The sequence below is a fragment of the Cupriavidus basilensis genome (assembly GCF_029335485.1).
Lineage (GTDB): Bacteria > Pseudomonadota > Gammaproteobacteria > Burkholderiales > Burkholderiaceae > Cupriavidus > Cupriavidus basilensis_E.
In genome coordinates, this window is the sequence record NZ_JARJLM010000163.1 from 38,204 (window position 1) to 60,799 (window position 22,596).

The following is a 22,596-nucleotide window of genomic DNA, read 5'->3' on the forward strand; positions in this document are numbered from 1 at the left end:
TGCAGCAGTGTTGAAAACACGACGGTGGATCACAGTTTGCCTGGATTTTGCTATCCTCCACTCAGCGCCAATGCCGCCGGCACGCTGGCGCCTCACTTAATCGACAACGAGTACCCGTCCATATGGCAACCAAAACTAAACCTGTCGCGAAGAACGCCACGCCAGTGGCCAAAAAAGTAGCACCGGCCAAGAAGGCGGCACCGGCCAAGAAGACCGCAGCAGCAGTTGCACCCGTCGCCAAACCACTGGCGGAGAAGTTCAACAAGTCCAGCCTGCTCGCCCACTTGGTCGCAAAGACCGAGCTGGACGTCAAGACCGTGAAGACCGTGTTGGCTCATCTGGAAAACACAGTCCTGAGCGCCGTGCACAAGAAGGGCGCAGGCGAGTTCACCCTTCCCGGCCTGTTCAAGGTGGTGGCCACCCAAGTGCCAGCAACCAAGAAGCGTTTCGGCAAGAACCCATTCACCGGTGTCGACCAGTGGTTTGCAGCCAAGCCGGCGACTGTGAAGGTAAAGGTCCGCCCGCTGAAGAAACTGAAGGACGCGGCCCTGTAGGCGCATCAGACCTCCCGGACGAAGGCAGGCTATCTCCTCGAGGAGTTGGACATCGTCGACATAGATAGCCTGGTTTTCCAGTGTCCCGCTGATGCCGTCGGGAATCTGTGGCGAATCGAGTTCGATCTCGCCTCACCTCCGGCCTGGCGCGTGTTCGCGCAGTTCACAGCAAGGAACTACTACGACCCCGAAGTAAGTGCCCAGCCCGCGCAGTTCCACGTCCAGACGCGCGCGCTGGACGGAACCGCCCTGCAGCCTGACCTATTCGGAAGAACTGGCATGAGCTACCGCATCGAGTATGCACATCGCACCTTCAGAGCCGACGGTAGCGAGTTCGGATGAGTCTCATCGCCCGAAGGGCCGATGCAAATGCAGCTCAGGGTTGAGGCGCACGCCGAAGCCGGGCGCATCCAGTGCAGAGACCTTTATGCGCCCGTTCACCGGCACTGGTTCGTCAAGCAATTGCGGATGGAACATCGGTACGATCTCGTCCGCGCCAGGCGACATGTTCAGGAATTCAGCAAACGGACTGTTGTGCCGCGTGATGACGAAGTGATAGCTGTAGACCGACGAGCCGTGAGGGACAACCAGCTTTCCATGCGCATCGGCCAATGCCGCGATCTTTACCAGCTCAGTAATGCCGCCGCACCAGCCGACATCCGGTTGCAGGATGTCGCAGCATTCCATTTCCAGCAACATGCGAAAGCCCCAGCGCGTAGCCTCATGTTCCCCGGTGCTCACGAGCATGCCGCGCGGTACATTGCGGCGTAGCTCGGCGTAGCCCCAGTAATCGTCGGGCGGCAAGGCCTCCTCGATCCACTTCATCCCGAACTCGTTGTAGGCGGACTGAGCGAGACGGGTAGCATAGTCGACATCCAGGCTCATCCAGCAGTCGTACATCAGCCAGAAATCCGGACCGCATTTTTTACGCATGTCAGCGAGCAATTCCAGATTCTTCCTCAGGCCCTCCTTGCCTTCCGCAGGGCCGTGGTGCAACGGCATCTTGCCGCCGATGAAGCCTTGCTGTTTGGCGAAGTCGGGCCGCGCGCCAGTCATATAGAACTGAAGTTCATCACGCACCGGACCGCCAAGCAGCGCGTGAACAGGCTCCTTGCGGACCTTGGCCAACAGGTCCCACAGCGCCAAGTCCACACCCGAGATGGCGTTGAGGACGATGCCCTTGCGTCCGTAGTAAAGTGTTGCGTTGAACATCTGGTCCCAGATTTTCTCGATGTCCGTCACCTTCTGGCCCTCGATGAAGCGGGCGAGGTGGTTCTCGACAATCCAGCAGCCGAGGTCGCCGCCTGTCGTGACAGCAAAGCCCACGGTGCCATCGCTCGCTTCGAGCTCCACCACCAGCGTGCCAAGCACGTTGAGGCCGAAGCTCCGGCGGCTCTGCCGGTACTCGGGGTACTTGGACATTGGCGTGGCAATGTGATTGTCGATCCAGTGACCGTCACCTTGGTCGTGATAGTCGGCGCCAGCGCCGCGCAGGGTGAAAGCGCGAACGTGCTTGATGGTAGGCATGGACATTTGGGAACTCCTGCAAAATGCTCGGTTGTTTGGTCGGAGGTGGTCGGGGCGAGCGGCTTGGGTTCAAGCCGAGTGTGTTCCGGGATTTGCCACGGAAGTGGCAGCACTCGGGCTGCGGAGTTTCAGGAACAGCAGTGCGCCGATCGCGGTGGTGATAGCGAGAAGATTGAGCCCGGCACTCGGCGATGCGAAGGCCTGCTCCGCCCATGTCTTGACATTCGGCGCGACAAATCCGCCGAGTGCGCCGAGCGAATTGATCAGAGCGATGCCGCCAGCAGCCGCGGCCCCACCCAGGTAGTTTGTCGGGAAGGTCCAGAACAGCGGCTGCACCCCGATGAAGCCAGCGGCCGCGAAGCACAGGGCAATCAGCGCGACTGTCGGAGATGCCGCATTGACGGAGAGCGCGATGCCGGCGGCCGCCACGGCCAGCGTGGCAAGCGCGATGCGCTCATGGTGTCCGTGCCGCTCGGCCATTCGCGGAAGGAAGTAGGCCGCCGCGAGCGCACAGACCCAGGGGATCGCCGTTACCAGGCCGACTTCGAAGCCGACCTTCTTACCCAGCAGCGCTGCCACTTGCGTCGGCAGGTAGAACACCACGCCATACACACTGACCTGAATCAGGAAGTAGATGAGCGATAGGAACAGCACCCGGCCGTTGCCCAACGCGCGCAATACCGTGCTCGGTCCATGCGAGGATTTGATTTGCTCTTCGCTATCGATGGCCGAAGCGAGGACATCGCGCTCGGCGGGGGACAGCCATTTCGCATCACGTGGGGTGTTGTCGAGATACCAGTACGCCCACACGCCCACAATCGTCGCGAGCAGCCCTTCGACCATGAAAAGCCATTGCCAGCCCTTGAAGCCCAGCAGACCATCGAGCTCGAGCAGCATGCCAGAGAGGGGGCTGCCGAAGATGAATGCGAGGGGCGCGCCAAAGTAGAACATCCCCATCACGCGAGTGCGTGCACGCGCCGGGAACCACTTCGTCAAATAGTAGATGACGCCGGGAAAGAATCCCGCCTCCGCAACCCCTAGCAGGAAGCGCAGCGCATAAAAGCCGGTTTCGCTGTGGACAAACATCAGGGCAGCGGAGACCAGTCCCCACGTCACCATGATCCGCGACATCCAGATGCGGGCGCCAACGCGGTGCATGATCAGATTGCTCGGCACTTCGAGTAACGCGTAGCCGAGAAAGAACACACCGGCACCGAGTGCGAACATTGCATCGGAGATGCCGGTGTCGAGCTGGAAAGCCTTCTTTGCGAAGCCGACGTTGGCGCGGTCCAGAAAGGCAAGCACGTACATCAGCAGTAGAAATGGCACCAGGCGTACGATCGCCTTGGCGGTTACCGACTCAAGGGCCGGACGATGGGCAGTCATGATGTGCGTCTCCTGGGCGCGGCGGCCTTGCAGGCCCGCGCGCGCCTTTTATTGTTTGGTACATGGAATCCCGGCCTGACTGACGCAGGCCTGCGTCCAGGCTCAGTAGGTGGCGCGCCCGCCAGAGAGGTCGAACACGGCCCCGGTGCTGAACGCGCAATCTTCGGTTGTCAGCCAGGTGATCATCGAGGCGGCCTCGTCAACTTCAAGGAAGCGCCCCATGGGGATCTTGGACAGCATGAACTCGATGTGTTCGGCTTTCATCGAATTGAAGATCGGCGTCTTGGCAGCGGCAGGCGTAACCGCGTTAACCAGTACGCCGCTCTTAGCCAATTCCTTGCCGAGTGATTTGGTCAGCCCGATCAGGCCAGCCTTGGAAGCGCTGTAGTGTGAGGCGTTGGGGTTGCCCTCCTTGCCGGCCACAGATGCGATGTTGACAATGCGTCCGTAGGCCTGTTTGATCATCTGAGGCGCGACGGCGCGGCACGTCAGGTAGCTGCCGATCAGGTTCACCTCGATCACGCGGCGCCACACATCTGGTTCCAGTTCCCATGTCGAGCCGTTGCCGCCCGTGATCCCAGCGCTGTTGACCAGGGCATCGATGCGGCCGAGCTTGCCTAGAGTCGCCTTCGTGGCGGCATCGACAGATGCTTCGTCAGTCAGTTCAACCACTTCAGTGTTGACCTTGCCGAATTGGGCCAGGGCGTTACGAGCCGTGGTGAGCTGGACTTCGTTGATATCCCACAGTGCCACCTCGGCGCCCGACCTCAGCATGCGTTCCGCGACGGCGTATCCGATGCCCTGAGCGCCGCCAGTGACGATGGCCACGCGGCCTTTCATGTCGAGCTGGTTCATTGTGCGCCCTCCACATTGGCAGGCACAGTGCGCTGGCGCTGCTCGCCGAGCCCAGTGATGCCGAGCCGCATGACCTGGCCCGCGCCGAGATAGACTGGAACGGGCTTCTGGCCGAGGCCCACGCCCGGAGGTGTGCCGGTGGAGATCACATCGCCCGGCTGCAGGCTCATGAAATGGCTGATATAGGAGACCAGCGTCGGCACGTCGAAGATCATCGTGCTCGTGTTTCCATTCTGGTAGCACTTGCCGTCTACCTCTAGCCAGAGTGCAAGCGCCTGCGCGTCGGGGACTTCGTCCCTGGTCACCAGCCAGGGGCCCATCGGGCCAAATGTGTCGCAGCTCTTGCCCTTGTCCCACTGGCCGCCGCGTTCGAGTTGGTAGGCGCGCTCCGAAACATCGTTGACGATGCAATAGCCGGCCACGTGGTCCAGCGCATCCGCCTTCGACACATATCGCGCGGTCTTTCCGATCACCACTCCGAGTTCCACTTCCCAGTCGACCTTCTCAGCGCGGGGCGGGATTTCGACGTCGTCATTGGGGCCCACGATTGCGCTGGTGGCTTTCATGAACAGCACCGGCTCGGTCGGTATCGCCATATTGGATTCCGCCGCATGGTCGGAATAGTTCAGGCCGACGCAAACCATCTTGCCCACCGCGCCAACGCAAGGGCCAACGCGGGGCAAGCCCTCCACTAGCGGCAGGGTCGCCGGATCTATGGCCGCCAGGCGTGCCACCGATTCAGGGGAAATGGTGGCGCCCGTGACATCGGGAATGTGGGCGGAAAGATCGCGGATGCGGCCCCGTTCATCGACCATCCCTGGCCGTTCCTGGCCTGCCGCGCCATAGCGGATCAGCTTCATTGTGTCTCCTGTCTGTCGGTGTGGAATGCGTTGAACTGTATGTGGAGCCGCTATATCATTCCAATCGAAAGATACGAAGAAGCAATTCCATTTTGGAATATGAAGGAGACTGGAAATGCCGTTGACGCCCCGCTTGGTGAACCGTCTCAAACTCAAGCACTGGGCTCTCTTGAGTGCATTGAGCGACACACCCACGTTGAATCAGGCTGCGGCGCTCATCAATGTGACCCAGCCTTCCGCCACGAAGATGCTGGCGGATATCGAGCAAGCCTTTGGTTTCCCCATTTTTGAGCGTCACGCGCGCGGCATGCGGGCGACGCCGCTGGGGCAGGAGGTGGTGGCATACGCGCGGCAAACGCAGGCTAGCCTGGCTCGCTTTCTGGAGGATCTCGAAACCAAGCGGCGTGGCGGCCATGGCCATCTCGTTCTCGGCGCGATCATGGGGGCGGCCCCGGATCTCGTCGCCGCGGCGGTGGCGGATATCAAGCGCGAACGGCCACGCCTGAACGTGCGAATCCTTGGCGATACCAGTGACCAGATTGACGTTCTGCTGGAGAGGCACGAGATCGAACTCGCCGTGGGCCGATTCACCGGGCCGCTAGACCACAACAAGTTCGACTTCTCGGCGCTGTCCGACGAACCGCTACGCATCGTCGTTCGCAATGGACATCCGCTCGCGCAGTTTGAGCAACTGAATTGGGAAGAGTTGGTGCGCTGGCCATGGGTGCTACAGACACTGACCAGCCCGGCGCGCTTGATGTTGGAAGAGCAGTTCGCGCAGGCGCACGTGTCCACTCCGGAAGACGTGATCGAGTGCTCTTCGATTTTTGCAACCTTGCAACTCTTGCAGTCCGGTGACGCCGTCGCGATGTTGCCGGAATCGGTCGTGCGGGATCACGTCAGGGCAAGTTTGCTGGCAACGCTGCCGATCGTCATCGGGCTGGACTTGAAGGCATTCGGCGTGCTGACGCGCAAAGATGAGCCGCTCTCGGAAGTGGCGCAGAGATTTATCTCGCATCTTCAAGGCAGAGCAAAGTCGAAGGCGGCCGCGGGGCCATAAGCGGTCGCGACGCTCATCAAGCAAGCGGCGCGCGACCAGGAATAGTTACTGGGGGTAGAAGGGTGGGGAGAGTCCCCATACATCCACGGATGCTGGCAGATCCAATAGCCACGGCGACGACTCGCTGGACGTAGGCGGCGAGATGGGCAAGGGACGAATTCATGCCGATCCCATGGTCTGTCTGAGAAATGCCGGACGGAACGTTTTCGGCAACGACCGTGACGACCGTACCGCCCGCTGCCACCTCCAGCACCCAGGGCATCGTCATCATCCCGGCGAAAGTCGGATCGGTCGAGGTACACTCGAACATCTGGACGATGCGCTGCTGCGGCACCAGCGCGACGAAGCTCCCGACCACCACTTCCGCGTTGGCCGTTGACTTGCCAGGGGCCGAAGCGAAGGTGAATGTCATCTGGATCCGCCCGCCGATGCGCGGCTCGAAGACCTGGATCGCCATAGTCGCACCTTCAGGCGCCGACCATTTCGCCATAGCCTCGCGCACCACGAAAGCCTGGTAGATCGCCGCGGGCGACGCCTTGATGAGTCTTGACGCCGCGTCGCGGCGCACCGTCGAAGGGGTCATGGCTTTGCTCTCACAGTCAGCAGCGGTGAGCACCAAGAGAACAAAGGGGCGCATTGAAGCGCCCCAAAAACCGATCAGATGACGATCCGCCCCGCCAGCCGAGCATCGCGCGCTTAGGCGCTCAGACGCTTCCCGGCACGAGAGTGCAAGTCGCGTTCGATCGGCAACCCCAGCCGTCCGCGCACGGCCGCCAGTTCCTGCAGGCTGATCCAGCCCAGCTCAGGCATCCCCAGGCCCAGGTCGCACAAGCCGAAAGCATGGTCATGCTCGTCCGGGTCAATCTCGGTCAGCAGCCGGGTCCGGCATCCGGCGTGAACAGCTTGACCACGTGCGCGGATCGAAGTCCGGGTTCTGCAACGATTCGCGGCCATTGGCCAGCAGCACCAGACGCTGCTCATCGGTGATGAATGCGTAGCTCATGGTGAACTCCTGAAGGCCGCCGGGCGGAATTGCCCGTCTCCTCCGGGTCACGGCACAGCGCAAGCAGTCAAGGGTCGCAGACGGTCATAGGCCGCCAGCGTGAAAGGCACGCACCGCCCTTGACGGCGAGAACGCCGTGGCACGATGAAGGGAAGAGCAAGCCGCCCGTACCCTGTCCACCACACACCCTCGCCTCTCGGCAAGCGCAGCACGCAGGCTCGGATCAACAAGCCGAGCCGCAAGCGCCAAGGGATCAACGCCATCTAATCCATCAGATACTGCCAGCGCACCATCCGATCACCCAAATCGATCGTTTCCCCATCCACAATGAACTTGCCGTCACCCGCGTGATGAATCAGCCGCCGCTCCTTACGATCCTGATCCACCCATATCCTTTTGACCTCCAGGATGAACAGGCGGTAGCGATCAAGCAAGGAGGTGTCTGCAACTCGGCATTCGAGGTTAGCCAGACACTCCCCCACCAGCGGTGCGCGGACATCAGTTGCCGGAAGGGCCGTCAGGCCGAAACGCTTGAACTTGTCAGTCTCCGAGCCAGAACAGTTGCCGACATCAACGACGATCCTAGCGAGATCAACGGTCGGAATGGCCAACACGCACTCGCCAGTCCGGCGCAGCGCCTCATGGCTGTGATCCCAAGGGCCAATGATTGCACCTACCAAGGCAGGCTCGTGCTGCACCATCATGTGAAAACCCATGGTCATGAGGTTATCGCTTCCATTCGTCGCCCGCGTAGACACCATCACGATGGGGCCGGATTCCAGCAAACGATAGGCTTTTGACGCTGGCATTTCTTTGAACATAGTAGATTCTCCAAGGTGTGACGGCGCCCGTTGTCAAACACCGTCACTGGCGGATCAAACATATTCAGCATGCGCTCCGTCAAACGGTGAAATCGATGGCCTCTGCCGACCCCTTCCATGCCTCGATGTCCAGGCGTACGCCTTGCATCTTCTGCAGCGCCAGTTCATTGGCGACATGGCCAGCAAACAGATGAAGCGGCGGCTTGGCGACGTCCGCGGCCTGCATGATCAACAGGGCAAGCTTGTCGGGATCGCCGGCCTGATGTCCTGCGAAGGTTCCAAGGTGCAAGTCCAACGAGGCCTGGGCTTCGGTGTAGTCATCGATCTTGCGCTGTGCTATCACCAACGAGCCGCTGGACAGGAAGTCGGTGCGCACCGGCCCTGGATAGAGAACGGTCGCCGTGATGCCCAGTTCGGCAACTTCGGCTGCCAGGGACTCGGTCAGGCCGGCAAGGGCAAACTTGCTGGACACATAGCTGCCCCAGCCCGCATAGCCGCCCTGGAAACCAACGATGGATGCGATATTGATGATGTGCCCCGAGCGCTGGCGCCGCAGATGTGGCAGGGCATGCCGCAGCACGTTCAAGGGAGCAAAGACGTTCACCTCGAAGTTCCTGCGCAGTTCGCTGTCGGACAGCGCCTCGATCGTGCCTTGCTGGCCATAGCCCGCATTGTTGACGACGACGTCAAGACGGCCAAAGGTCGAGATCGTCCTGTCGACGGCGCTTTGAACGCTGCGATCGTCAGCCAGGTCCACTTGCAGCGGAAGCAGGCTGTCGGAAGCGGTGCCCACAGTGGATTCGAGTGACTCAACGGTTCGCGAGGTCACCGCCACGCGGTCGCCGCGTGCCAGCAGATGACGGGCCAAGGTTTGGCCGATGCCCTTCGAGGCGCCCGTGATGAACCATGTCTTGCGTGTTGCCTTCATGATGTTCCCTTGATTTCCCTTAAGGGGAATAGACAAATTGATTGGTTGACTGGTGGCCGGCAGACGGCTGCGCCGCCGTTCCGCTACTTGAGCGCGACGCTCATTCCACCGTCGGCCATGACCACCGCGCCGACGAGATAGCTGGCCTTGTCAGACGCCAGGAAGGCGATGACTTCGGCAATTTCCTCGGGTTGTGCCGCGCGCTTGATAGGCGCGTTCTTGCCGTGCTCGGCGAGGAACCCGGGACCGTCCGCATGGATCTTGTTGGTGATGTTGGTAACGACGTCGCCCGATCCCACCGCGTTGACCCGGATTCCGTCTTCGATCGCTTCGAGCGCCAGCGCGCGGGTCAACTGCGCAAGAGCACCCTTGGACGCTGCGTAGGCAGCGATGCTCGGGAACGCTTGATAGCACGCATAGGAGCCGACGTTGACGATCGCGCCTTGCTTGGCGGGGATCATGGCGCGCATGGCCTCACGGGAGAACAGGAAAGCGCCTGTCACATTGACTGCCAGGATTCCGTTCCAATCGTCGAGCGTCATCTCCACCACCGGCTTGTTGATGATGATGCCGGCGTTGTTCACGAGAATGTCGAGCCTTCCGAACTTCTCCTTCGCCAAGGCGACTGCGCGTATCGCGCTCTCTTCGTTCGCGACGTCAGCGACGAGCGGAACGATGCCGGGACGGGCCAGCGTTTCGACGTTTGAATTCCTTCCCACGGCGATGACCTTTGCGCCCTGCGCGTGAAGGAGATTCGTCGTCGCGAGTCCGATGCCGCTGGCAGCGCCTGTGACGATCGCGACCTTGTCCTGGAACGGCGTTGCGATGGATGCGTTGGATGTCATGTTCATTCCTTCGGAAAATACGTAGTCGGTCGAATCAGTGGGAGTTGGCCGTGGGGCGAACGACGATTTCGCTCACATCCACATCGGCCGGCTGCTCGATCGCGTAGGCGATCGCGCGGGCGATGGCATCCGGTGCCAGTGCGATGCGGCGGTATTCGCGCATGGCATTGCGGGCCGTCTCATCGGAGATCGTGTCGGCCAACTCGGACTCGACGACGCCGGGGCAGATCACGGTCACACGGATCTTGTCGGACTCCTGGCGCAAACCGTCGGAGATGGCGCGCACCGCGAATTTGGTTGCGCAGTACACCGCGGCCGTGGGCGATACAGCCAGCCCGCCGATGGAAGAAACATTGACCACCTGGCCATGGCCCTGCTGCTCCATGCTGGGCAACACGGCCGCGATGCCGTGCAGAACGCCGCGGATGTTCACGTCGATCATGCGATTCCACTCGTCCACCTTGAGTGAGGACAAGGGCGAGAGCGGCATGACGCCCGCGTTATTGACGATGACGTCGATCCGACCGAAGGCATCTCTCGCAAACTCGGCAAAGTCATTGACGTCCTTTGCCGACGTGACATCAAGCGCGCGATAACGCACCGATCCGCCGCTTGCCTGGATCTCCCCGGCCAAAGCCGCCAGCCGCTCCGTACGACGCGCGCCGACGACGAGATGATGTCCCTGGCTGGCAAGAAGCCGCGTGGTGGCTTCGCCGATACCGCTGCTGGCGCCGGTGACGAGGATGATTTTCGGTTTTTTGGTTGCAGACATTTTGGTGAACTCCTTTTCAGCGGGTGGTTTCGCGGCACAGCACCATGCCGGCGTGGTACAGGACGCCATCACGGAAATCGCCGCCGGCGGTAAAGCCGGTGTCGTCGCGGTAGTCGATGTGGTCGCCCTCGATGCGGTAGCTGCCTTGATAGGCGCTTTTGCGCGAACCTCGGGCTTCGTCATAGCGGCCTCCCTGCAACAGCGCGTGGCGGATGTAGCCATCGGCCGTCACCCACATGCCGACGTACTTGTTCTGGTTCATGGCGCGCGCCTCCTGGGCTCTGCTATCGCGGGTTGATGGGGTCTCGCGAGCTTGCTGGGCATGGCCGATCGAGCTGGCGGTAGCCGATAGAAGGACCAAGATCATTTTCTGGTGGGCTCGCATGACATCAGCCCTTCGCACCCACCACAGCCACTTTGGAGAACAGGCGCAGATCCATTTCGCCGTCCAGCAGCGGCGCTGCGGCTTCGGCAAATTTCAGGAGATGCGGCGTCTTGAAGTGCTGGTCCAGGTCATCGCGGGATGTCCAGTTTTCGTAGACGAACCAGAGATCCGGGTTGTCTACTGATCTGTGCAGCTCGAAGTCAATGCAGCCGGCTTCCTCGCGGGAGATCGGCGCCAACTCGGCCAGCAAGCCGCCCAATGCCGTGCCCTGTCCGGGCTTGGTGCGGATGAACGCAACGTTGGTAATGGTCATGAGATGTCCTATGCGTGAGTTGCCGGAAGAGATCGTCAACCGGTAACTCATGATAGGAACGACACCCCTCTACGCGAATACCTGCACCTATGTGGTTCTTGCCCATTCCTATTTCGAGAGAAATGTCGAGCCGCTGTCGGCTACCGCATCCGCGAAGACGGTCAGGGCACTGCGTGATGCTGTTCGCGCTCAGCCATCACCTCCTTCGCAGCCAAAGCCCCATTGATCGCTGCGGGGAAGCCAGCGTAGACAGCCGTGTGCGTGATGATCTCTATCAGTTGATCCTTCGTTCCGCCCACGTTCAAGAAACCGTGCATATGAACCTTTAGCTGAGCGAAAGCCGTCCCGAGCGCGGTGAGCGCCGCCACGGTCACCAATTCCCTCGACGGCAGGTCCATGGACGAGCGGCTGTACACGTCGCCAAAAGCAAACTCGATGATGTACCGGCCAAGATCCGGCGAAATGTCCTGCAACGCAGAAATCACGCGCTCGCCGGCATTGCCATCGATGTCCTTCAGACCCTCCCAGCCTTGCTCATATCGCGTCTGATCCGGGTTCCGAGGTGTCATGCCCGCGTCGCACACCAGCGCGATGCCTCTCTCTTCGAACAATTCCTTCAGAACCATCGCCGTATTGATCGCTGCAGGGAATCCGGCATAGACGGTCATGTGGATTGCAAGCTCGACGAGTTCCTCAGGCGTGCAGCCTACGTTGAGCGCTCCCCCGAGATGGAACTTCAGTTGCGGCCGGGCATGTCCCAGCGCAGCCAACGCACCCGCAGTGGCGAGTTGCCGTTGCCGCAGGTCGAGGTGGCGACGCGGATAGACCTCGCCGTAGGCGAACTCGATCGCCAGCCTCGCCAAGTCAGGCGCGATGTCTTTGAGATTGGCTTCCAGCGAAGGGGGGCGTTGGCCCTCGATCATCGCGAGATAGTCCAAACCAGTCTGGTATCTTGCAGAGGCGTCATTCATTTTCCGTCCTTCGGTGATGTGTGATTCGAGGCGTAGGCTTCCAAGCCTCATTTGACCGATCCTCTCGGTGTGATGCGCGGTAGCTACTGCTAGCCAATTTGGTGGACTCCATGTGGAAAGGCCCAGTGCCCGAACCGATGCATCCGGGCGCACATGGACAGTGGAACTGCGGCCTCTACCCTTCCTCAAGTTTCATTTCACCGTGAGAAGAATGCGCGAGCTGGAGCCAATCAAGTTCGCGCTGAAGCGTCTGAAATACGTCGCCCTCGATCTCTCCACGCGGCCTCATCGCATTCAAGGCAGAACGCTGTTGGGTCACACATTCCATTCGGAGAGCTTCGCCACGCGCCGGAGTTCTGGGAGGTGCTGCAGCATTGGTCTTCTGAAGATCTTGAAGCTCAGCCCGAAGTCGCCCGGCGGCATCCCCGGACAGTCCCCGAATTTGCATGTCTGCGGCCTCGATCATCGTAGAGGCTGCGAATGCGGGCGGCGTTGTCTTGGTCGGAGCTCATGGAATGTCCTTTTTGCAGGTAGTCGGCAGAGACAGTCCACCGGTGACTCATGGTAGGAATGCCTCCCTGCGGCGCGAATACCCACATCTATGCGCTCCTTGCCTATTCCTATCGTTCTGCGCTACCCTGGAGCAGGCAATCCCGGAACTTCGAGGAGAACCTCACCGACGCAATCTGCCCTGACCGGTGACCTATGACGATGATCGATGAGCCTATTTCCCAGCGCATGTCGGCACTCCTGGCGCAACTGGCGCCAAACGAGGGCTATACGTTATCGACGCTCGACAGCGTCCGTTTCATGCGCTCGGATCGTCCCTTGGGACGCACGCCGGTGCTGTATGAACCCAGCATCGTGATCGTTTGCCAGGGCCGCAAGCGCGGCTTCCTTGGCAGCGATGTCTATGTCTACGACGCTCAGCACTACTTGGTGTTGTCGGTTCCCTTGCCCTTTTCCACCGAGACCGAGGCCAGCGAGACTGAACCCATGTTGGCCGTTTCCATACGCCTGAGCCTGACCGATGTGGCCGATTTGATGTTGGCGATCGATCGCTCAGACCAACACACGAGTGATTTGCCACGAGGCATGGTTTCGACCCCGCTGGGAGGTCCGTTGGCCAATGCAACGCTGCGCTTGCTCGAAGCCCTGGCATCTCCGCTCGAAGCCCAGATACTTGGGCCGGCCATCGTGCGGGAGATATGTTTTCGGGTGCTGGTGGGGCAGCAAGGCGGCGCCATGCGCGCGGCGTTGGCGCATCAAGGGCAATTCGGCAAGGTCGCCAAGGCGCTGAGGCGCATCCATGTCGACTTTGCGCAGAGCCTGGACGTCACGCATCTCGCAGGCGAGGCGGGTATGAGCATTCCGGCCTTTCACGCCCACTTCAAGACGGTCACGCACACCTCGCCGATTCAATACATCAAATCGACCAGGCTGCACCAGGCACGGCTATTGATGATTCGTGACGGCTTGACCGCAGCGTCCGCCTCGGCACGAGTCGGCTATGAAAGCCCATCGCAATTCAGTCGCGAATTCAAGCGCTTCTTCGGCCGAAGTCCTATCGAGGAAGTACGCGACATGAGAGCCTCATTCGCGCTGTCACCAGCGGCACAAATCTCGTAGCTTGCTGTAGCCCACTGAATTTGCTTGCTTGCACGGTATCAGCGCAAAACCTGGACCTTTGACCGAGCCTTGGTCCAAGTCCTCCGACATGTTCCAGAAATGTCGAACGTCAAAAAAAAAAAAGGGGGTGGAAACTCGGGTCCCGGTGTTGACGCGCGCTTCAGCACACTCGGCCGCGGGCGCGGAGTTGCTCGCCGAGCCGAGCAATTTCCTGTTCGCCGCGCTGCGGTGCGGCGGGGCTGGTATGGACGGAGTAGTGCCCGAGCACCAGTGGATGGGGATGCTTGACCGCGGTGCCGACGATGAACTCCGTCGCGCCTTCAGCGACTACGTCGATCCCGGCACTACTCTCGTTCAGCACAGCGAGTTCGTTCGCGATACGCGCGCCGGCCAAGTGCAACGCACCTTGGGAGACATGGAGCCAGCCAACGTTGTGGCCCGGCTCCGTTGTCAGCTGCCAGCGTTCGCCGTCACGCAGCCGGACATGCAGCACCAGCAGATCTTCGGGTGCGGCCACCTGGCTGTGCGCGCCTGTATGGCGGCCGAGGATTACGCGAGCCGGGCCTGATTGCGGCACGGCTTTGGGCGGCAGGTACTGGCTCTGCACTGGCGCATGCTCCAGTGCCGCTGGCAAGGCAACCCACAACTGGTAGCCGCGAAAGCGCCCCATGCTGGCCGGAGAGGCGTCGTGCCAGACGCCGTGGCCCGCCCGCATCCATTCGACATTGCCGGCCTCCAGCACGCTCGAGGCCCCTGTCGTATCTTCGTAGCGCATGGAGCCGGATAGCACTACGGTCGTCATGGCAATGCCCGAGTGCGGATGCATTGGGAACATCGCGCTGCCTGTGGCCTGGAAGTCGAAGTAGTCCAGGAATACGAAGGGCTTGACCTGGTTGCCAATGTCTCCGGGACTGAATACCCGGGTCACGGGGCCGTGGCGCCGGCCGGAGGCTTGCTGGACGACGTGGCGTTGGGCACCCTGGGATTCGGCTATTGGCCTAACAGGTTGCAACGATAGAGTGAAGGTGGACATCGGGTAGTTCCGTCTGATGGGTTGAACGGAACTTTAGAAACTGGACATCCAGCTGAGAAGCCTATATGTTTCGATGGATTTCATCCTAAGGAGCGATGGATGCTCGATGGCGTGTCCTTGGACCAGTTGCGGACCTTCATCGCGGCAGCGGAGGAAGGCAGTTTTTCGGCGGCGGGGCGCAAGCTGCGCCGGGCGCAATCCGTGGTCAGCCAGACCCTGGCCAATCTCGAGGCGCAGCTTCGCGTATCGCTGTTCGACCGTAGCGCACGCTACCCAGTACTGACCGACGAGGGCAAGGCACTACTGGGCGAAGCCAAGACCGTGGTGAATGGCATGGATGCACTCAAGGCGCGGGCACGCACTTTGTCTGAGGGCCTAGAGCCCGAATTGTCGGTGGCTGTCGATGTGATGTACCCGATGGCTGCGCTCACCGACGCCGTCGGCGCCTTTCGCCTGGCCTTTCCGACGACGCCACTGCGCATGTATGTCGAGGCGCTCGGCGCGGTAGTCCGACCGGTGCTGGATGGTGTCTGCCGCATCGGTGTGATTGGCTCGATGCCAGTGGTGCCCGAAGGGCTGGACGCAGAGAAACTACCGGAAGTGCCTATGGTCACCGTCGTAGCTCCAGCCCATCCGCTGGCTCAATGCCAAGGCATCCTGCACAGCGAAGATCTCGAACGGCATGTGCAATTGGTGCTGACCGACCGCACCACGCTGACTGCAGGCAGCCACTTCGGCGTGTTCTCGCCGTTGATCTGGCGCCTTGCCGATCTGGGTGCGAAGCATGCCTTCCTCAAGGCTGGTTTTGGCTGGGGACATATGCCGCTGGCGATGGTGGAGCCAGACCTGGAGGCAGGGCGACTGGTCCGCATCCGCCTGGAAATCCATCAGCCGGCAACACCGGGTATCGCCATGTACGCCGTCTACCGCAAGGACGCGCCGCCCGGACCGGCAGGGCGCTGGTTCATCGACCGGCTGCAACAATTCACCGCCAACGCGCCTGCCTGATCCATAGTTCTGGCGGATGGATTCCATCGAAATAAACAGGCTTCCGCTATAGGTGAATGGCTCCTAATCTTCGGTACGTGCAACTCGCCAAGTTGTCCACTCCGGGAGCCTCTCATGACCAAGGTACTCGTTCTCTACTACTCCTCATACGGCCACATCGAGAAAGTGGCCGAGGCCATCGCTGAAGGCGCCCGCAGCACCGGCGCCCAGGTCGACATCAAGCGCGTGCCTGAAACCGTGTCGGTGGAAATCGCGAAGAACGCGCACTTCAAACTTGACCAGGCGGCTCCGGTCGCGACAGTGGCCGAACTGGAACACTACGACGCCATCATCGTCGGCACCGGCACGCGCTTCGGCCGCATGTCGTCCCAGATGGCGGCTTTCCTCGACCAGGCCGGTGGCCTCTGGATGCGTGGCACGCTCAATGGCAAGGTCGGGCCCGCATTTAGTTCTTCGGCCACCCAGCACGGCGGCCAGGAAACCACGCTGTTCTCGATCATCACCAATCTGCTGCACTTTGGCATGACCATCGTTGGCCTGCCGTACAGCCACCAAGGCCAGATGAGCATGGACGAGATCGTGGGCGGCGCACCTTACGGTGCGACCACCGTGGCGGGCGGTGACGGTTCGCGCCAACCCTCGGAAATGGATCTGGCCGGCGCACGCCACCAGGGCGAACTGGTCGCCAAGACCGCCGCCAAGCTGTTCGGCTAAGGCCTATCCGGCCGCGGCTAGGCCGGGCCGCCCGCATCCACCAAGGGCTTTCATCGCAGGCTCCGGCGTCGGCGGGGCTCACTCGTCCCTTCTCTGGAGAACACCATGAGCATCAAGGATTTCACTGACAAGGTCGTGCTGGTCACGGGGGCTGGCTCCGGCATCGGCCGCGAAGCCGCACGAGTCTTTGCCGATCGGGGCGCCTTGGTCTACTTGGCAGACGTCGGCACGCATGGCTTGGCCGAAACCAAGGATCTGATTGTCGAACTCGGTGGCAGGGCGCAGGCGGCACGGGTCGATGTGTCGGTCGAAAGCGAGATGGCCGCACTGATCGTGCGCATCGCCAAGGAGGCTGGGCGCCTGGATGTGGCATTCAACAACGCCGGCATCTCCGGCCAGACCCACCGGATCGAGGACTACCCGACAGCCGATTTCGACCGCGTGATCGCGGTCAACCTGCGCAGTGTGTTTCTGGGCATGAAGCATGAGCTGCCTCTGCTCAAGCGCAGCGGGGGCGGCGCCATCGTCAACACCGCCTCGGTCGCAGCCCTGACTGGACCTGGCGGTATGAGCGCCTATGCGGCATCCAAGCACGGCGTGCACGGTCTGACCCGGGTGGCTGCGATGGAGAACGCGGCCCACAGCGTGCGCGTCAATGCGTTGGCCCCCGGCTGGACCGAGACGCCCATGGTCGTCGCGGCCAGCGCCCAGAACCCGGGCTTTGCCCAACTGGCAACCACCGCCATTCCCGCCAAGCGTGGCGCCCGTCCCAGCGAGATCGCTGCGGCAGCCGTCTGGCTGGCCTCCGATGCCGCCAGCTATGTGATGGGCCAGATGCTGGTCGTCGATGGCGGCATGACGATCGGCGGCTTCGAACTCTGAACTTCTTCAGCCACTGTCCAAGGAGAAACCCATGACCCAAGTCAATGTCAGCGAAGCCGCCAAGGCCGTGATTCGCCGCAACACCGATGAAGTGCAAGGCAGCGGCAACTGGGCCCTGTTCGACGAATTGTTCGCCGACGATTTCCTCGACCACACGCCGCAGCCTGACTGCACGCCGGACAAGGCCGGCGCCTTAGGCCTATACCGCAAGCTGCGCGAGGCCTTCCCGGATTTCCACGCCGTCATCCACTGGCAGCGCGCCGACGGCGACGTGGTGACCACCTACAAGACTTACCACGGCACGCATCGGGGCAACTTCCTGGGCCTGGCGCCCACAGGCCGGGCCATCCATTTCGAAACGGTGGATGCGATGCGTGTGCAAAACGGCAAGATCACCGAACACTGGGGCGTGGCCAATCTGTACTCAGTGCTGCAGCAACTGGGCGCATTGCCGCAGTAAGGAGCAGGCCATGAACACCAGCATCCTGCTGATGGCCAGCATGGGCGGCATTTCAGGCGCCGGCATGACGGTGGCCTACTCCACCAGCAAGGGCGGCGTGGTACTGATGGCCAAGGCCATGGCCGACGCGCTGGGCCCTGACGGCATCCGTGTCAATGCAGTGGCGCCCGGCACCATCGACACCCACCTGCTGCGCACCAGCCCCGGCATCGCCGAGGCGGCCGAGGGCTTTCGCCAGCGCACGCCGCTGCGCCACCTGGGCCGCCCCGACGAGATTGGCGACGCCGTGGCCTGGCTGGGCTCCGACCTGTCCAGCTATGTGACCGGCATTGCCTTGCTGGTCGACGGCGGCCTGCTGTCCGTCATCTCGAACCCAACCCTCTTCCAAGGCTCCTCATCATGAACACCACCATCCGCTTCCATCAGTACGGCGCCCCCTCGGTCCTCCAGGTCGAGGACGACCCGATTGGCACGCCCGGCGCCGGCGAGGTGCGCCTGCGCCATGAGGCCATCGGCGTGAACTTCATCGACACGCTGTTTCGGCAAGGCATGTATCCGGTGCCGCTACCGTCGGTACCGGGCGTCGAGGGCGTGGGCATCGTAGAGGCGCTGGGCGCCGGTGTGGCTGGCATCAAGGTAGGCCAGCGCTTGGCCTACTACCTGGCGCCAGGCAGTTACACCCAGCAGCGCCTGATTGCTGCCGAGCATTTGGTGCCGGTGCCGGACGATCTGTCCGCCGAACTGGTGGCTGCCGTGCTGACCAAGGGCCTGACCGCTTGGGCGGGCCTGAACGGCTACCACCAGCTCCAGGCCGGACAGACCGTGCTGGTCCAGGGCGCCTCCAGCAGCGTGGGCAATCTGCTGGCGCGCTGGGCCAAGGCGCGCGGCGCCGCTGTGATCGGCACGGCGGGATCGCCGGAGAAGCGTGCGGCGCTGGCCTCGGCGATCGATCATGTATTGCCTTCGGACGCGGCGGATCTGGCGGCCCAATTGAAGCGCTTGGCGCCGCAGGGCGTCGATGTGGTCTACGAGTTCGTCGGCAAGGCGACTTTCGCAGCCACGCTGGCTGCAGTGCGTGACGGCGGGACCATCGTCTCGATCGGCTCTGCCTCCGGCGCCCCGGAGTTCGACAAGGCCGAGGTTGCCCGTCGCCAGATCCGCATGGTCGGCGGCCCGATGGCTAGCCATTTGCAGGGGCGCGTCGACGAGGCCACGGCAGCAGTGTTCGATGCCTACCGAGGCGGCTTGTTCGGTGCGGTCACTGCTACCCGCTACACGCTCAAGGACGCGGCACAGGCCCACGCCGACATCGCCGGACGGCAAAAGGCAGGATCGCTGGTGCTCATTCCGTGATGCGGTTCGTGTGGATGAGGCGGGTATTCGAGCCAAGCTTCAATCCACATTTCCTCTTGAGCAGATCTCCATCGATCTGGATGCGTTTTTTCCAGGCGACGGAAGTGAAGCCCGACCCCAGTTCCGGGAGGAAGGATTCCATTTCGCGGATGATCGACGCCTCCAGGTCGACTTTCGCGAAGTCATTAGGATTCCTCTGCCGGAAGGCGGCACCGTCACGATCCACTATCCGCGCGGCATCACTGCGGCCAGCATCGGCATGGTCGAGGAAATGTTGGCCACCCACTCCCTTCGCCACCTGGTGGCCGAGGAGAACGCAGCCTCGCAAGCGACCGACAGCACGGAGAACCGCGCATGATCCGCGGTGATACACCACCTTCGGCATGCGCTCTGGCCTGGGCGGCGCCAAGGGTTTCAAGATGTCCGCATTCCGCGTCGGCATGTCAATCCTTGCCGCGATCTCCGCCGCGTCCCTTACCGCCGTCGCTGCCCCGGTTCCCCCCACGGCTATCGCCTCGGTCACTCCCGCGTTCGCCGCCGCGATTCCAGCCCTGCTTTTCTCCCCGGTCACCACCGCGATTCCACCCACGCTTGTCGCCGCGATTCTCCCCTTGATCTCCGCCTCGGCTCCAACTGCGGTTTTCTCCTTGGTTCCAGCCACGGCTCCAGTTGCGGTTATCACCCCGATCCCAGTCGCGATCCCAATTGCGACGCCCGCCGGAGTAGCCACCACCATCCCAATCAAAGTAGCCGCCGCCGTAGTACGGGCGCGCGTATCCGCCGCCGTAGTAGCCGTCGTCGTATGGAACAGCGACACAGCCACTAAGAAGTGCCGCCGTGCCCAAGGCGAGCACAGAAAGGAGTTTCATGGCGAGCTTCGCTTACAGGTGGGTGAATTGCCGCAAGGATACAGACGACCACCTCCTCCAGTTGTAAGAAATCGTGTCACAGAGCGCGAGGTGACAGCATGATCCTTCGCAAATACAGGACGTTCCGGTCGAGTGGTGCCAGGCGGCTATGACGCTGTAGCCTATCCGAAGGGCGGCACAGCGGCAGACGGCTGGGCGATGGTCCATCGCGTAGGCAAGAAGGCTGCAGGTCGCCTGCTCGACGGCGTCCTGCATGATGGCTTTCCTGCGGCTCACCTCCGCAATCACGGCTCTATCGGCAGCTCGCGCAACGTCCCGGGATCAACCTCGGGAACATTGATGGCCGGATCCCGATAAGCGTCGCCAGCGAGATACACAGATCCACGAAGCGCAAAATCCGCTGGGGACAGCAGACAATGAAGCGGCTTGGCATGATTGAGCGCGTGGAAGGCGAACACGGCCTTTGGCGACTGAGCGCGAACGCACGGCAGAAGCCGCACAATGCCGCTATCGGGGTCAGGCTGGTTGCCTTCGGCACGGACTTGGGAGTCGCAGTATGGGCCCGCTCCGGCGAGGTGTTTCCAAGGCTGGGCGAACCGATCGCGCTCTGCGTAACGTCGCCACCCTACCCTCTCCGCCAGGCTCGCGCCTATGGCAACCCTAACGAAGCTCAATTCGTCGACTTCCTCTGCGAGGCGTTGGAACCAATCGTCCGCGAGCTGGTACCGGGCGGCAGCATCGTGATTGATACTGGGAACGACGTCCATCTGGCAAGAAGTCCTGCGCGGTCCCTCTACGCCGAACGGTTGCTGCTGGCGCTGCATCATCGGCTCGGCCTCTCTCTCATGGACCGCATTCCATGGGTCACCTACAGCAGGCCACCTGGCCGAACCTCATGAGCTTGCGTCAATCGCGTCCAGCGAAGCAGCATGCACGCGCTGGTCTATTGGCTCACGAATAACCCGCCCGCGTACGCTCAGACAACCGTCGCGTGCTACAGACACATACCGAACGGCATAGGAAGCTGATCGCCGCCGGCGGCGAGGCACGGACAGCAATCTATGGCGATGGCGCGTGCCGTCTGGGGCCTGGCTCCTTTGCCAGCGACACCGCGGGCCGGTTGCCGCGCAACGTCATCGAGCGTGGCCACGCCTGCGCGGATACCCTATATCGGCAGCGCGCGAAGGAACTCGGCCTCCCAATCCATGGGGCGGTGCAACCGACGGACATCCCGGATTTCTTCGTGCGCTTCCTCACCGAGCCGGACGAGCTGGTCGTGGATCCGTTTGGCGGCCCGGTCCCGACCGGGCTGGCGGCAGAGAGGCTGGGGCGTCGGTGGCTGGTGACCGAATGGATGCTGGAGTACCTGCGCGGGGCCGCCGAACTCTTCTGCGAATCTCCAGGCTTCGACTTGCACCCAGCTCTTGCCACATCGAATCGATCCATATCCTAGACTATCCGGAATGAAGGCCGCCTGCTGCACGACGTCGCGGCACAGCAGGACCTTCATACCTGGCACACAACAAACGTCAGAGGAGCGCCGCCATGGACAGTCGCCAACCGCTACAACTAACCGACGCGATTCTCATGCTCGAGCAAATCCGCGTCATTTCTCGCCACGATAGCATCCTTGCCATTGCCTACGACCCGGGATACGCGGTGGCTGGTGGGCGCCCCTTTAAACCGGTCGTTGCCATCCATCCTGGTTTCGACTGGGATGCCGGCCGCGTCTTCCTCGATGTTGGCCCGAAGCTGATGGCACCGAACGAGGATCTGCAGAGGCTGAAAGCCCTGGTCCGAGACTATGCGGAGACCATCGGCTATGTATCGCTCGCGCTGCGCGATACACAGTTGGGAGCTGAAGCAAAGCTACAGGCCATTGATCGCACCATCGCCAGTCTTGTACAGCCAACGGCTGTCTCTTCGCCGCAGATATAAGCAGATCGACGCGTATATGCACCGCGTTCGCCTCGCGAACGCTGGTGCGCGCCTGTTCTTGTGGGGATTTCCAATTTGAGTTGCAGCGACAAAACGGTTGAGTCCGCACAGTTCGGCGACCGAAGTATTCGCGGAATTCTCATATCGGCTCAACTCAGCCTTTCACTCGAAAACGGTCGTTCACCATCGCGCATGACGGGGGTGCCACCAGATGAAGGGGCTCGCTACAGAGCGCCAAGCGAAGGAAGCCATGCAACCATCCTGTATACGGCAGGATGGCCAACTTCGATGCCGACTGACGCCGAAGCAATCCTGATCACCTGAGTGCGCAAGCGCGTCTCCAGCCTGGTTAGCTTCGACGCCCTCCCCCTGCATGCGGATGCGCGGTATGAAAAAAGCAGGCGATCCACCACTGAGAGGTGGTGGATCG

26 protein-coding genes and 2 pseudogenes are annotated in these 22,596 nt (G+C 61.8%); 13 read left to right on the plus strand and 15 right to left on the minus strand.

The genetic code is table 11. The annotated features are described in order from the left end of the window. The first annotated feature begins 122 nt into the window (after nucleotides 1–122). Together P3W85_RS09795 and P3W85_RS09800 are read left to right on the plus strand one after the other, a co-directional pair. The gene (locus tag P3W85_RS09795; protein ID WP_276264633.1) at nucleotides 123–554 is read left to right on the plus strand and encodes an HU family DNA-binding protein; all 432 of its coding nucleotides are present in this window, start codon (nucleotides 123–125) and stop codon (nucleotides 552–554) included. Nucleotides 555–599: 45 nt separating this feature from the next. After that, on the plus strand, nucleotides 600–896 hold the full coding sequence (locus P3W85_RS09800; RefSeq protein WP_276264634.1) for a hypothetical protein: 297 nt from the start codon (nucleotides 600–602) through the stop codon (nucleotides 894–896). 3 nt (nucleotides 897–899) lie between these two features. Here the strand turns inward: P3W85_RS09800 and rhmD are convergent, their stop codons facing one another. The 4 genes from rhmD to P3W85_RS09820 form a co-directional block, all read right to left on the minus strand. Beyond that, nucleotides 900–2,087 (minus strand): L-rhamnonate dehydratase, encoded by a 1,188-nt coding sequence (rhmD, locus tag P3W85_RS09805; RefSeq protein ID WP_276264635.1) that lies wholly within the window; start codon nucleotides 2,085–2,087, stop codon nucleotides 900–902. A gap of 63 nt (nucleotides 2,088–2,150) precedes the next feature. After that, nucleotides 2,151–3,467, minus strand: a complete 1,317-nt coding sequence (locus tag P3W85_RS09810; RefSeq protein ID WP_276264636.1) for an MFS transporter — start codon at nucleotides 3,465–3,467, stop codon at nucleotides 2,151–2,153. 102 nt (nucleotides 3,468–3,569) lie between these two features. Beyond that, entirely contained in the window at nucleotides 3,570–4,322 is a 753-nt protein-coding gene (locus P3W85_RS09815; protein WP_276264637.1) for an SDR family NAD(P)-dependent oxidoreductase, read from the minus strand. Continuing rightward, entirely contained in the window at nucleotides 4,319–5,182 is an 864-nt protein-coding gene (locus tag P3W85_RS09820) for a fumarylacetoacetate hydrolase family protein (protein ID WP_276264638.1), read from the minus strand. Before P3W85_RS09820 ends, P3W85_RS09815 begins: the two co-directional genes overlap by 4 nt. A gap of 115 nt (nucleotides 5,183–5,297) precedes the next feature. Here P3W85_RS09820 and P3W85_RS09825 point away from each other — a divergent pair, with 115 nt between their 5' ends. Next, nucleotides 5,298–6,242: a LysR family transcriptional regulator gene (locus P3W85_RS09825; RefSeq protein WP_276264639.1), complete on the plus strand. Its 945-nt coding sequence runs from the start codon at nucleotides 5,298–5,300 to the stop codon at nucleotides 6,240–6,242. Between the two features lie 124 nt (nucleotides 6,243–6,366). On the opposite strand, the pseudogene P3W85_RS09830 reads toward P3W85_RS09825, so the two are convergent. The 9 genes and pseudogenes from P3W85_RS09830 to P3W85_RS09870 all read right to left on the minus strand — a co-directional run. Continuing rightward, nucleotides 6,367–6,825: pseudogene (locus P3W85_RS09830) on the minus strand (SRPBCC domain-containing protein); the annotation flags it as partial. Between the two features lie 113 nt (nucleotides 6,826–6,938). Further along, a pseudogene (locus tag P3W85_RS09835) lies at nucleotides 6,939–7,245 on the minus strand (DUF2958 domain-containing protein). Between the two features lie 263 nt (nucleotides 7,246–7,508). Then, nucleotides 7,509–8,066, minus strand: coding sequence for a flavin reductase family protein (locus P3W85_RS09840; RefSeq protein ID WP_276264641.1), 558 nt, complete (start codon nucleotides 8,064–8,066; stop codon nucleotides 7,509–7,511). 79 nt (nucleotides 8,067–8,145) lie between these two features. After that, nucleotides 8,146–8,994 (minus strand): SDR family oxidoreductase, encoded by an 849-nt coding sequence (locus P3W85_RS09845; protein WP_276264642.1) that lies wholly within the window; start codon nucleotides 8,992–8,994, stop codon nucleotides 8,146–8,148. 83 nt (nucleotides 8,995–9,077) lie between these two features. Next, nucleotides 9,078–9,839, minus strand: coding sequence for an SDR family NAD(P)-dependent oxidoreductase (locus tag P3W85_RS09850; RefSeq protein WP_276264643.1), 762 nt, complete (start codon nucleotides 9,837–9,839; stop codon nucleotides 9,078–9,080). A gap of 34 nt (nucleotides 9,840–9,873) precedes the next feature. Beyond that, a complete protein-coding gene (locus tag P3W85_RS09855) occupies nucleotides 9,874–10,611 on the minus strand; it encodes an SDR family oxidoreductase (RefSeq protein WP_276264644.1) in 738 nt (245 codons plus the stop codon). A 16-nt stretch (nucleotides 10,612–10,627) separates the two neighbouring features. Next, nucleotides 10,628–10,873 carry an Atu4866 domain-containing protein gene (locus tag P3W85_RS09860; RefSeq protein ID WP_276264645.1) on the minus strand — a complete coding sequence of 82 codons (246 nt, stop codon included), beginning with the start codon at nucleotides 10,871–10,873 and terminating at the stop codon, nucleotides 10,628–10,630. 127 nt (nucleotides 10,874–11,000) lie between these two features. Beyond that, nucleotides 11,001–11,309, minus strand: a complete 309-nt coding sequence (locus P3W85_RS09865; protein ID WP_276264646.1) for a putative quinol monooxygenase — start codon at nucleotides 11,307–11,309, stop codon at nucleotides 11,001–11,003. 161 nt (nucleotides 11,310–11,470) lie between these two features. After that, nucleotides 11,471–12,280: a carboxymuconolactone decarboxylase family protein gene (locus P3W85_RS09870; protein ID WP_276264647.1), complete on the minus strand. Its 810-nt coding sequence runs from the start codon at nucleotides 12,278–12,280 to the stop codon at nucleotides 11,471–11,473. A 705-nt stretch (nucleotides 12,281–12,985) separates the two neighbouring features. Between P3W85_RS09870 and P3W85_RS09875 the strand changes: the two genes are divergently transcribed. Beyond that, a complete protein-coding gene (locus P3W85_RS09875) occupies nucleotides 12,986–13,909 on the plus strand; it encodes an AraC family transcriptional regulator (RefSeq protein ID WP_276264648.1) in 924 nt (307 codons plus the stop codon). A gap of 160 nt (nucleotides 13,910–14,069) precedes the next feature. On the opposite strand, the gene P3W85_RS09880 is transcribed toward P3W85_RS09875, so the two are convergent. Continuing rightward, nucleotides 14,070–14,942, minus strand: a complete 873-nt coding sequence (locus tag P3W85_RS09880; protein WP_276264649.1) for a pirin family protein — start codon at nucleotides 14,940–14,942, stop codon at nucleotides 14,070–14,072. A 99-nt stretch (nucleotides 14,943–15,041) separates the two neighbouring features. Here P3W85_RS09880 and P3W85_RS09885 point away from each other — a divergent pair, with 99 nt between their 5' ends. From P3W85_RS09885 to P3W85_RS09910, 6 genes are all read left to right on the plus strand, one after another. Continuing rightward, nucleotides 15,042–15,950, plus strand: coding sequence for a LysR family transcriptional regulator (locus P3W85_RS09885; RefSeq protein WP_276264650.1), 909 nt, complete (start codon nucleotides 15,042–15,044; stop codon nucleotides 15,948–15,950). Between the two features lie 114 nt (nucleotides 15,951–16,064). After that, complete coding sequence (gene wrbA / locus P3W85_RS09890; RefSeq protein WP_276264651.1) at nucleotides 16,065–16,664, plus strand: NAD(P)H:quinone oxidoreductase; 600 nt, start codon at nucleotides 16,065–16,067, stop codon at nucleotides 16,662–16,664. Nucleotides 16,665–16,769: 105 nt separating this feature from the next. Beyond that, a complete protein-coding gene (locus P3W85_RS09895) occupies nucleotides 16,770–17,546 on the plus strand; it encodes an SDR family NAD(P)-dependent oxidoreductase (RefSeq protein ID WP_276264652.1) in 777 nt (258 codons plus the stop codon). A 31-nt stretch (nucleotides 17,547–17,577) separates the two neighbouring features. Continuing rightward, nucleotides 17,578–18,006 (plus strand): ester cyclase, encoded by a 429-nt coding sequence (locus P3W85_RS09900; protein WP_276264653.1) that lies wholly within the window; start codon nucleotides 17,578–17,580, stop codon nucleotides 18,004–18,006. A gap of 10 nt (nucleotides 18,007–18,016) precedes the next feature. Continuing rightward, nucleotides 18,017–18,409 carry an SDR family oxidoreductase gene (locus P3W85_RS09905; protein WP_276264654.1) on the plus strand — a complete coding sequence of 131 codons (393 nt, stop codon included), beginning with the start codon at nucleotides 18,017–18,019 and terminating at the stop codon, nucleotides 18,407–18,409. Further along, nucleotides 18,406–19,359, plus strand: a complete 954-nt coding sequence (locus P3W85_RS09910) for a quinone oxidoreductase family protein (RefSeq protein ID WP_276264655.1) — start codon at nucleotides 18,406–18,408, stop codon at nucleotides 19,357–19,359. The genes P3W85_RS09905 and P3W85_RS09910 overlap by 4 nt, the downstream gene beginning before the upstream one ends. Here P3W85_RS09910 and P3W85_RS45480 read toward each other — a convergent pair. Further along, the gene (locus P3W85_RS45480) at nucleotides 19,349–20,095 is read right to left on the minus strand and encodes a hypothetical protein (protein WP_430869518.1); all 747 of its coding nucleotides are present in this window, start codon (nucleotides 20,093–20,095) and stop codon (nucleotides 19,349–19,351) included. The genes P3W85_RS09910 and P3W85_RS45480 overlap by 11 nt on opposite strands. A gap of 549 nt (nucleotides 20,096–20,644) precedes the next feature. Between P3W85_RS45480 and P3W85_RS09920 the strand changes: the two genes are divergently transcribed. The 3 genes from P3W85_RS09920 to P3W85_RS09930 all read left to right on the plus strand — a co-directional run bounded on the left by P3W85_RS09920 (nucleotide 20,645) and on the right by P3W85_RS09930 (nucleotide 22,166). Continuing rightward, nucleotides 20,645–21,127 (plus strand): hypothetical protein, encoded by a 483-nt coding sequence (locus P3W85_RS09920; RefSeq protein WP_276264657.1) that lies wholly within the window; start codon nucleotides 20,645–20,647, stop codon nucleotides 21,125–21,127. A 92-nt stretch (nucleotides 21,128–21,219) separates the two neighbouring features. Next, complete coding sequence (locus P3W85_RS09925; protein ID WP_276264658.1) at nucleotides 21,220–21,681, plus strand: DNA methyltransferase; 462 nt, start codon at nucleotides 21,220–21,222, stop codon at nucleotides 21,679–21,681. 92 nt (nucleotides 21,682–21,773) lie between these two features. Then, complete coding sequence (locus tag P3W85_RS09930; protein WP_276264659.1) at nucleotides 21,774–22,166, plus strand: hypothetical protein; 393 nt, start codon at nucleotides 21,774–21,776, stop codon at nucleotides 22,164–22,166. The last annotated feature ends 430 nt before the right edge of the window (nucleotides 22,167–22,596 follow it).

Excerpts from the sequence above, each read along its gene's own strand:
- P3W85_RS09795 (WP_276264633.1), top strand. The coding sequence starts at position 123 with ATGGCAACCAAAACTAAACCTGTCGCGAAGAACGCCACGCCAGTGGCC.
- rhmD (WP_276264635.1), bottom strand. The coding sequence starts at position 2,087 with ATGTCCATGCCTACCATCAAGCACGTTCGCGCTTTCACCCTGCGCGGC.
- P3W85_RS09810 (WP_276264636.1), bottom strand. The coding sequence starts at position 3,467 with ATGACTGCCCATCGTCCGGCCCTTGAGTCGGTAACCGCCAAGGCGATC.
- P3W85_RS09815 (WP_276264637.1), bottom strand. The coding sequence starts at position 4,322 with ATGAACCAGCTCGACATGAAAGGCCGCGTGGCCATCGTCACTGGCGGC.
- P3W85_RS09820 (WP_276264638.1), bottom strand. The coding sequence starts at position 5,182 with ATGAAGCTGATCCGCTATGGCGCGGCAGGCCAGGAACGGCCAGGGATG.
- P3W85_RS09825 (WP_276264639.1), top strand. The coding sequence starts at position 5,298 with ATGCCGTTGACGCCCCGCTTGGTGAACCGTCTCAAACTCAAGCACTGG.
- P3W85_RS09840 (WP_276264641.1), bottom strand. The coding sequence starts at position 8,066 with ATGTTCAAAGAAATGCCAGCGTCAAAAGCCTATCGTTTGCTGGAATCC.
- P3W85_RS09845 (WP_276264642.1), bottom strand. The coding sequence starts at position 8,994 with ATGAAGGCAACACGCAAGACATGGTTCATCACGGGCGCCTCGAAGGGC.
- P3W85_RS09850 (WP_276264643.1), bottom strand. The coding sequence starts at position 9,839 with ATGACATCCAACGCATCCATCGCAACGCCGTTCCAGGACAAGGTCGCG.
- P3W85_RS09855 (WP_276264644.1), bottom strand. The coding sequence starts at position 10,611 with ATGTCTGCAACCAAAAAACCGAAAATCATCCTCGTCACCGGCGCCAGC.
- P3W85_RS09860 (WP_276264645.1), bottom strand. The coding sequence starts at position 10,873 with ATGAACCAGAACAAGTACGTCGGCATGTGGGTGACGGCCGATGGCTAC.
- P3W85_RS09865 (WP_276264646.1), bottom strand. The coding sequence starts at position 11,309 with ATGACCATTACCAACGTTGCGTTCATCCGCACCAAGCCCGGACAGGGC.
- P3W85_RS09870 (WP_276264647.1), bottom strand. The coding sequence starts at position 12,280 with ATGAATGACGCCTCTGCAAGATACCAGACTGGTTTGGACTATCTCGCG.
- P3W85_RS09875 (WP_276264648.1), top strand. The coding sequence starts at position 12,986 with ATGACGATGATCGATGAGCCTATTTCCCAGCGCATGTCGGCACTCCTG.
- P3W85_RS09880 (WP_276264649.1), bottom strand. The coding sequence starts at position 14,942 with ATGTCCACCTTCACTCTATCGTTGCAACCTGTTAGGCCAATAGCCGAA.
- P3W85_RS09885 (WP_276264650.1), top strand. The coding sequence starts at position 15,042 with ATGCTCGATGGCGTGTCCTTGGACCAGTTGCGGACCTTCATCGCGGCA.
- wrbA (WP_276264651.1), top strand. The coding sequence starts at position 16,065 with ATGACCAAGGTACTCGTTCTCTACTACTCCTCATACGGCCACATCGAG.
- P3W85_RS09895 (WP_276264652.1), top strand. The coding sequence starts at position 16,770 with ATGAGCATCAAGGATTTCACTGACAAGGTCGTGCTGGTCACGGGGGCT.
- P3W85_RS09900 (WP_276264653.1), top strand. The coding sequence starts at position 17,578 with ATGACCCAAGTCAATGTCAGCGAAGCCGCCAAGGCCGTGATTCGCCGC.
- P3W85_RS09905 (WP_276264654.1), top strand. The coding sequence starts at position 18,017 with ATGAACACCAGCATCCTGCTGATGGCCAGCATGGGCGGCATTTCAGGC.
- P3W85_RS09910 (WP_276264655.1), top strand. The coding sequence starts at position 18,406 with ATGAACACCACCATCCGCTTCCATCAGTACGGCGCCCCCTCGGTCCTC.
- P3W85_RS45480 (WP_430869518.1), bottom strand. The coding sequence starts at position 20,095 with ATGGTGGTGGCTACTCCGGCGGGCGTCGCAATTGGGATCGCGACTGGG.
- P3W85_RS09920 (WP_276264657.1), top strand. The coding sequence starts at position 20,645 with ATGAAGCGGCTTGGCATGATTGAGCGCGTGGAAGGCGAACACGGCCTT.
- P3W85_RS09930 (WP_276264659.1), top strand. The coding sequence starts at position 21,774 with ATGGACAGTCGCCAACCGCTACAACTAACCGACGCGATTCTCATGCTC.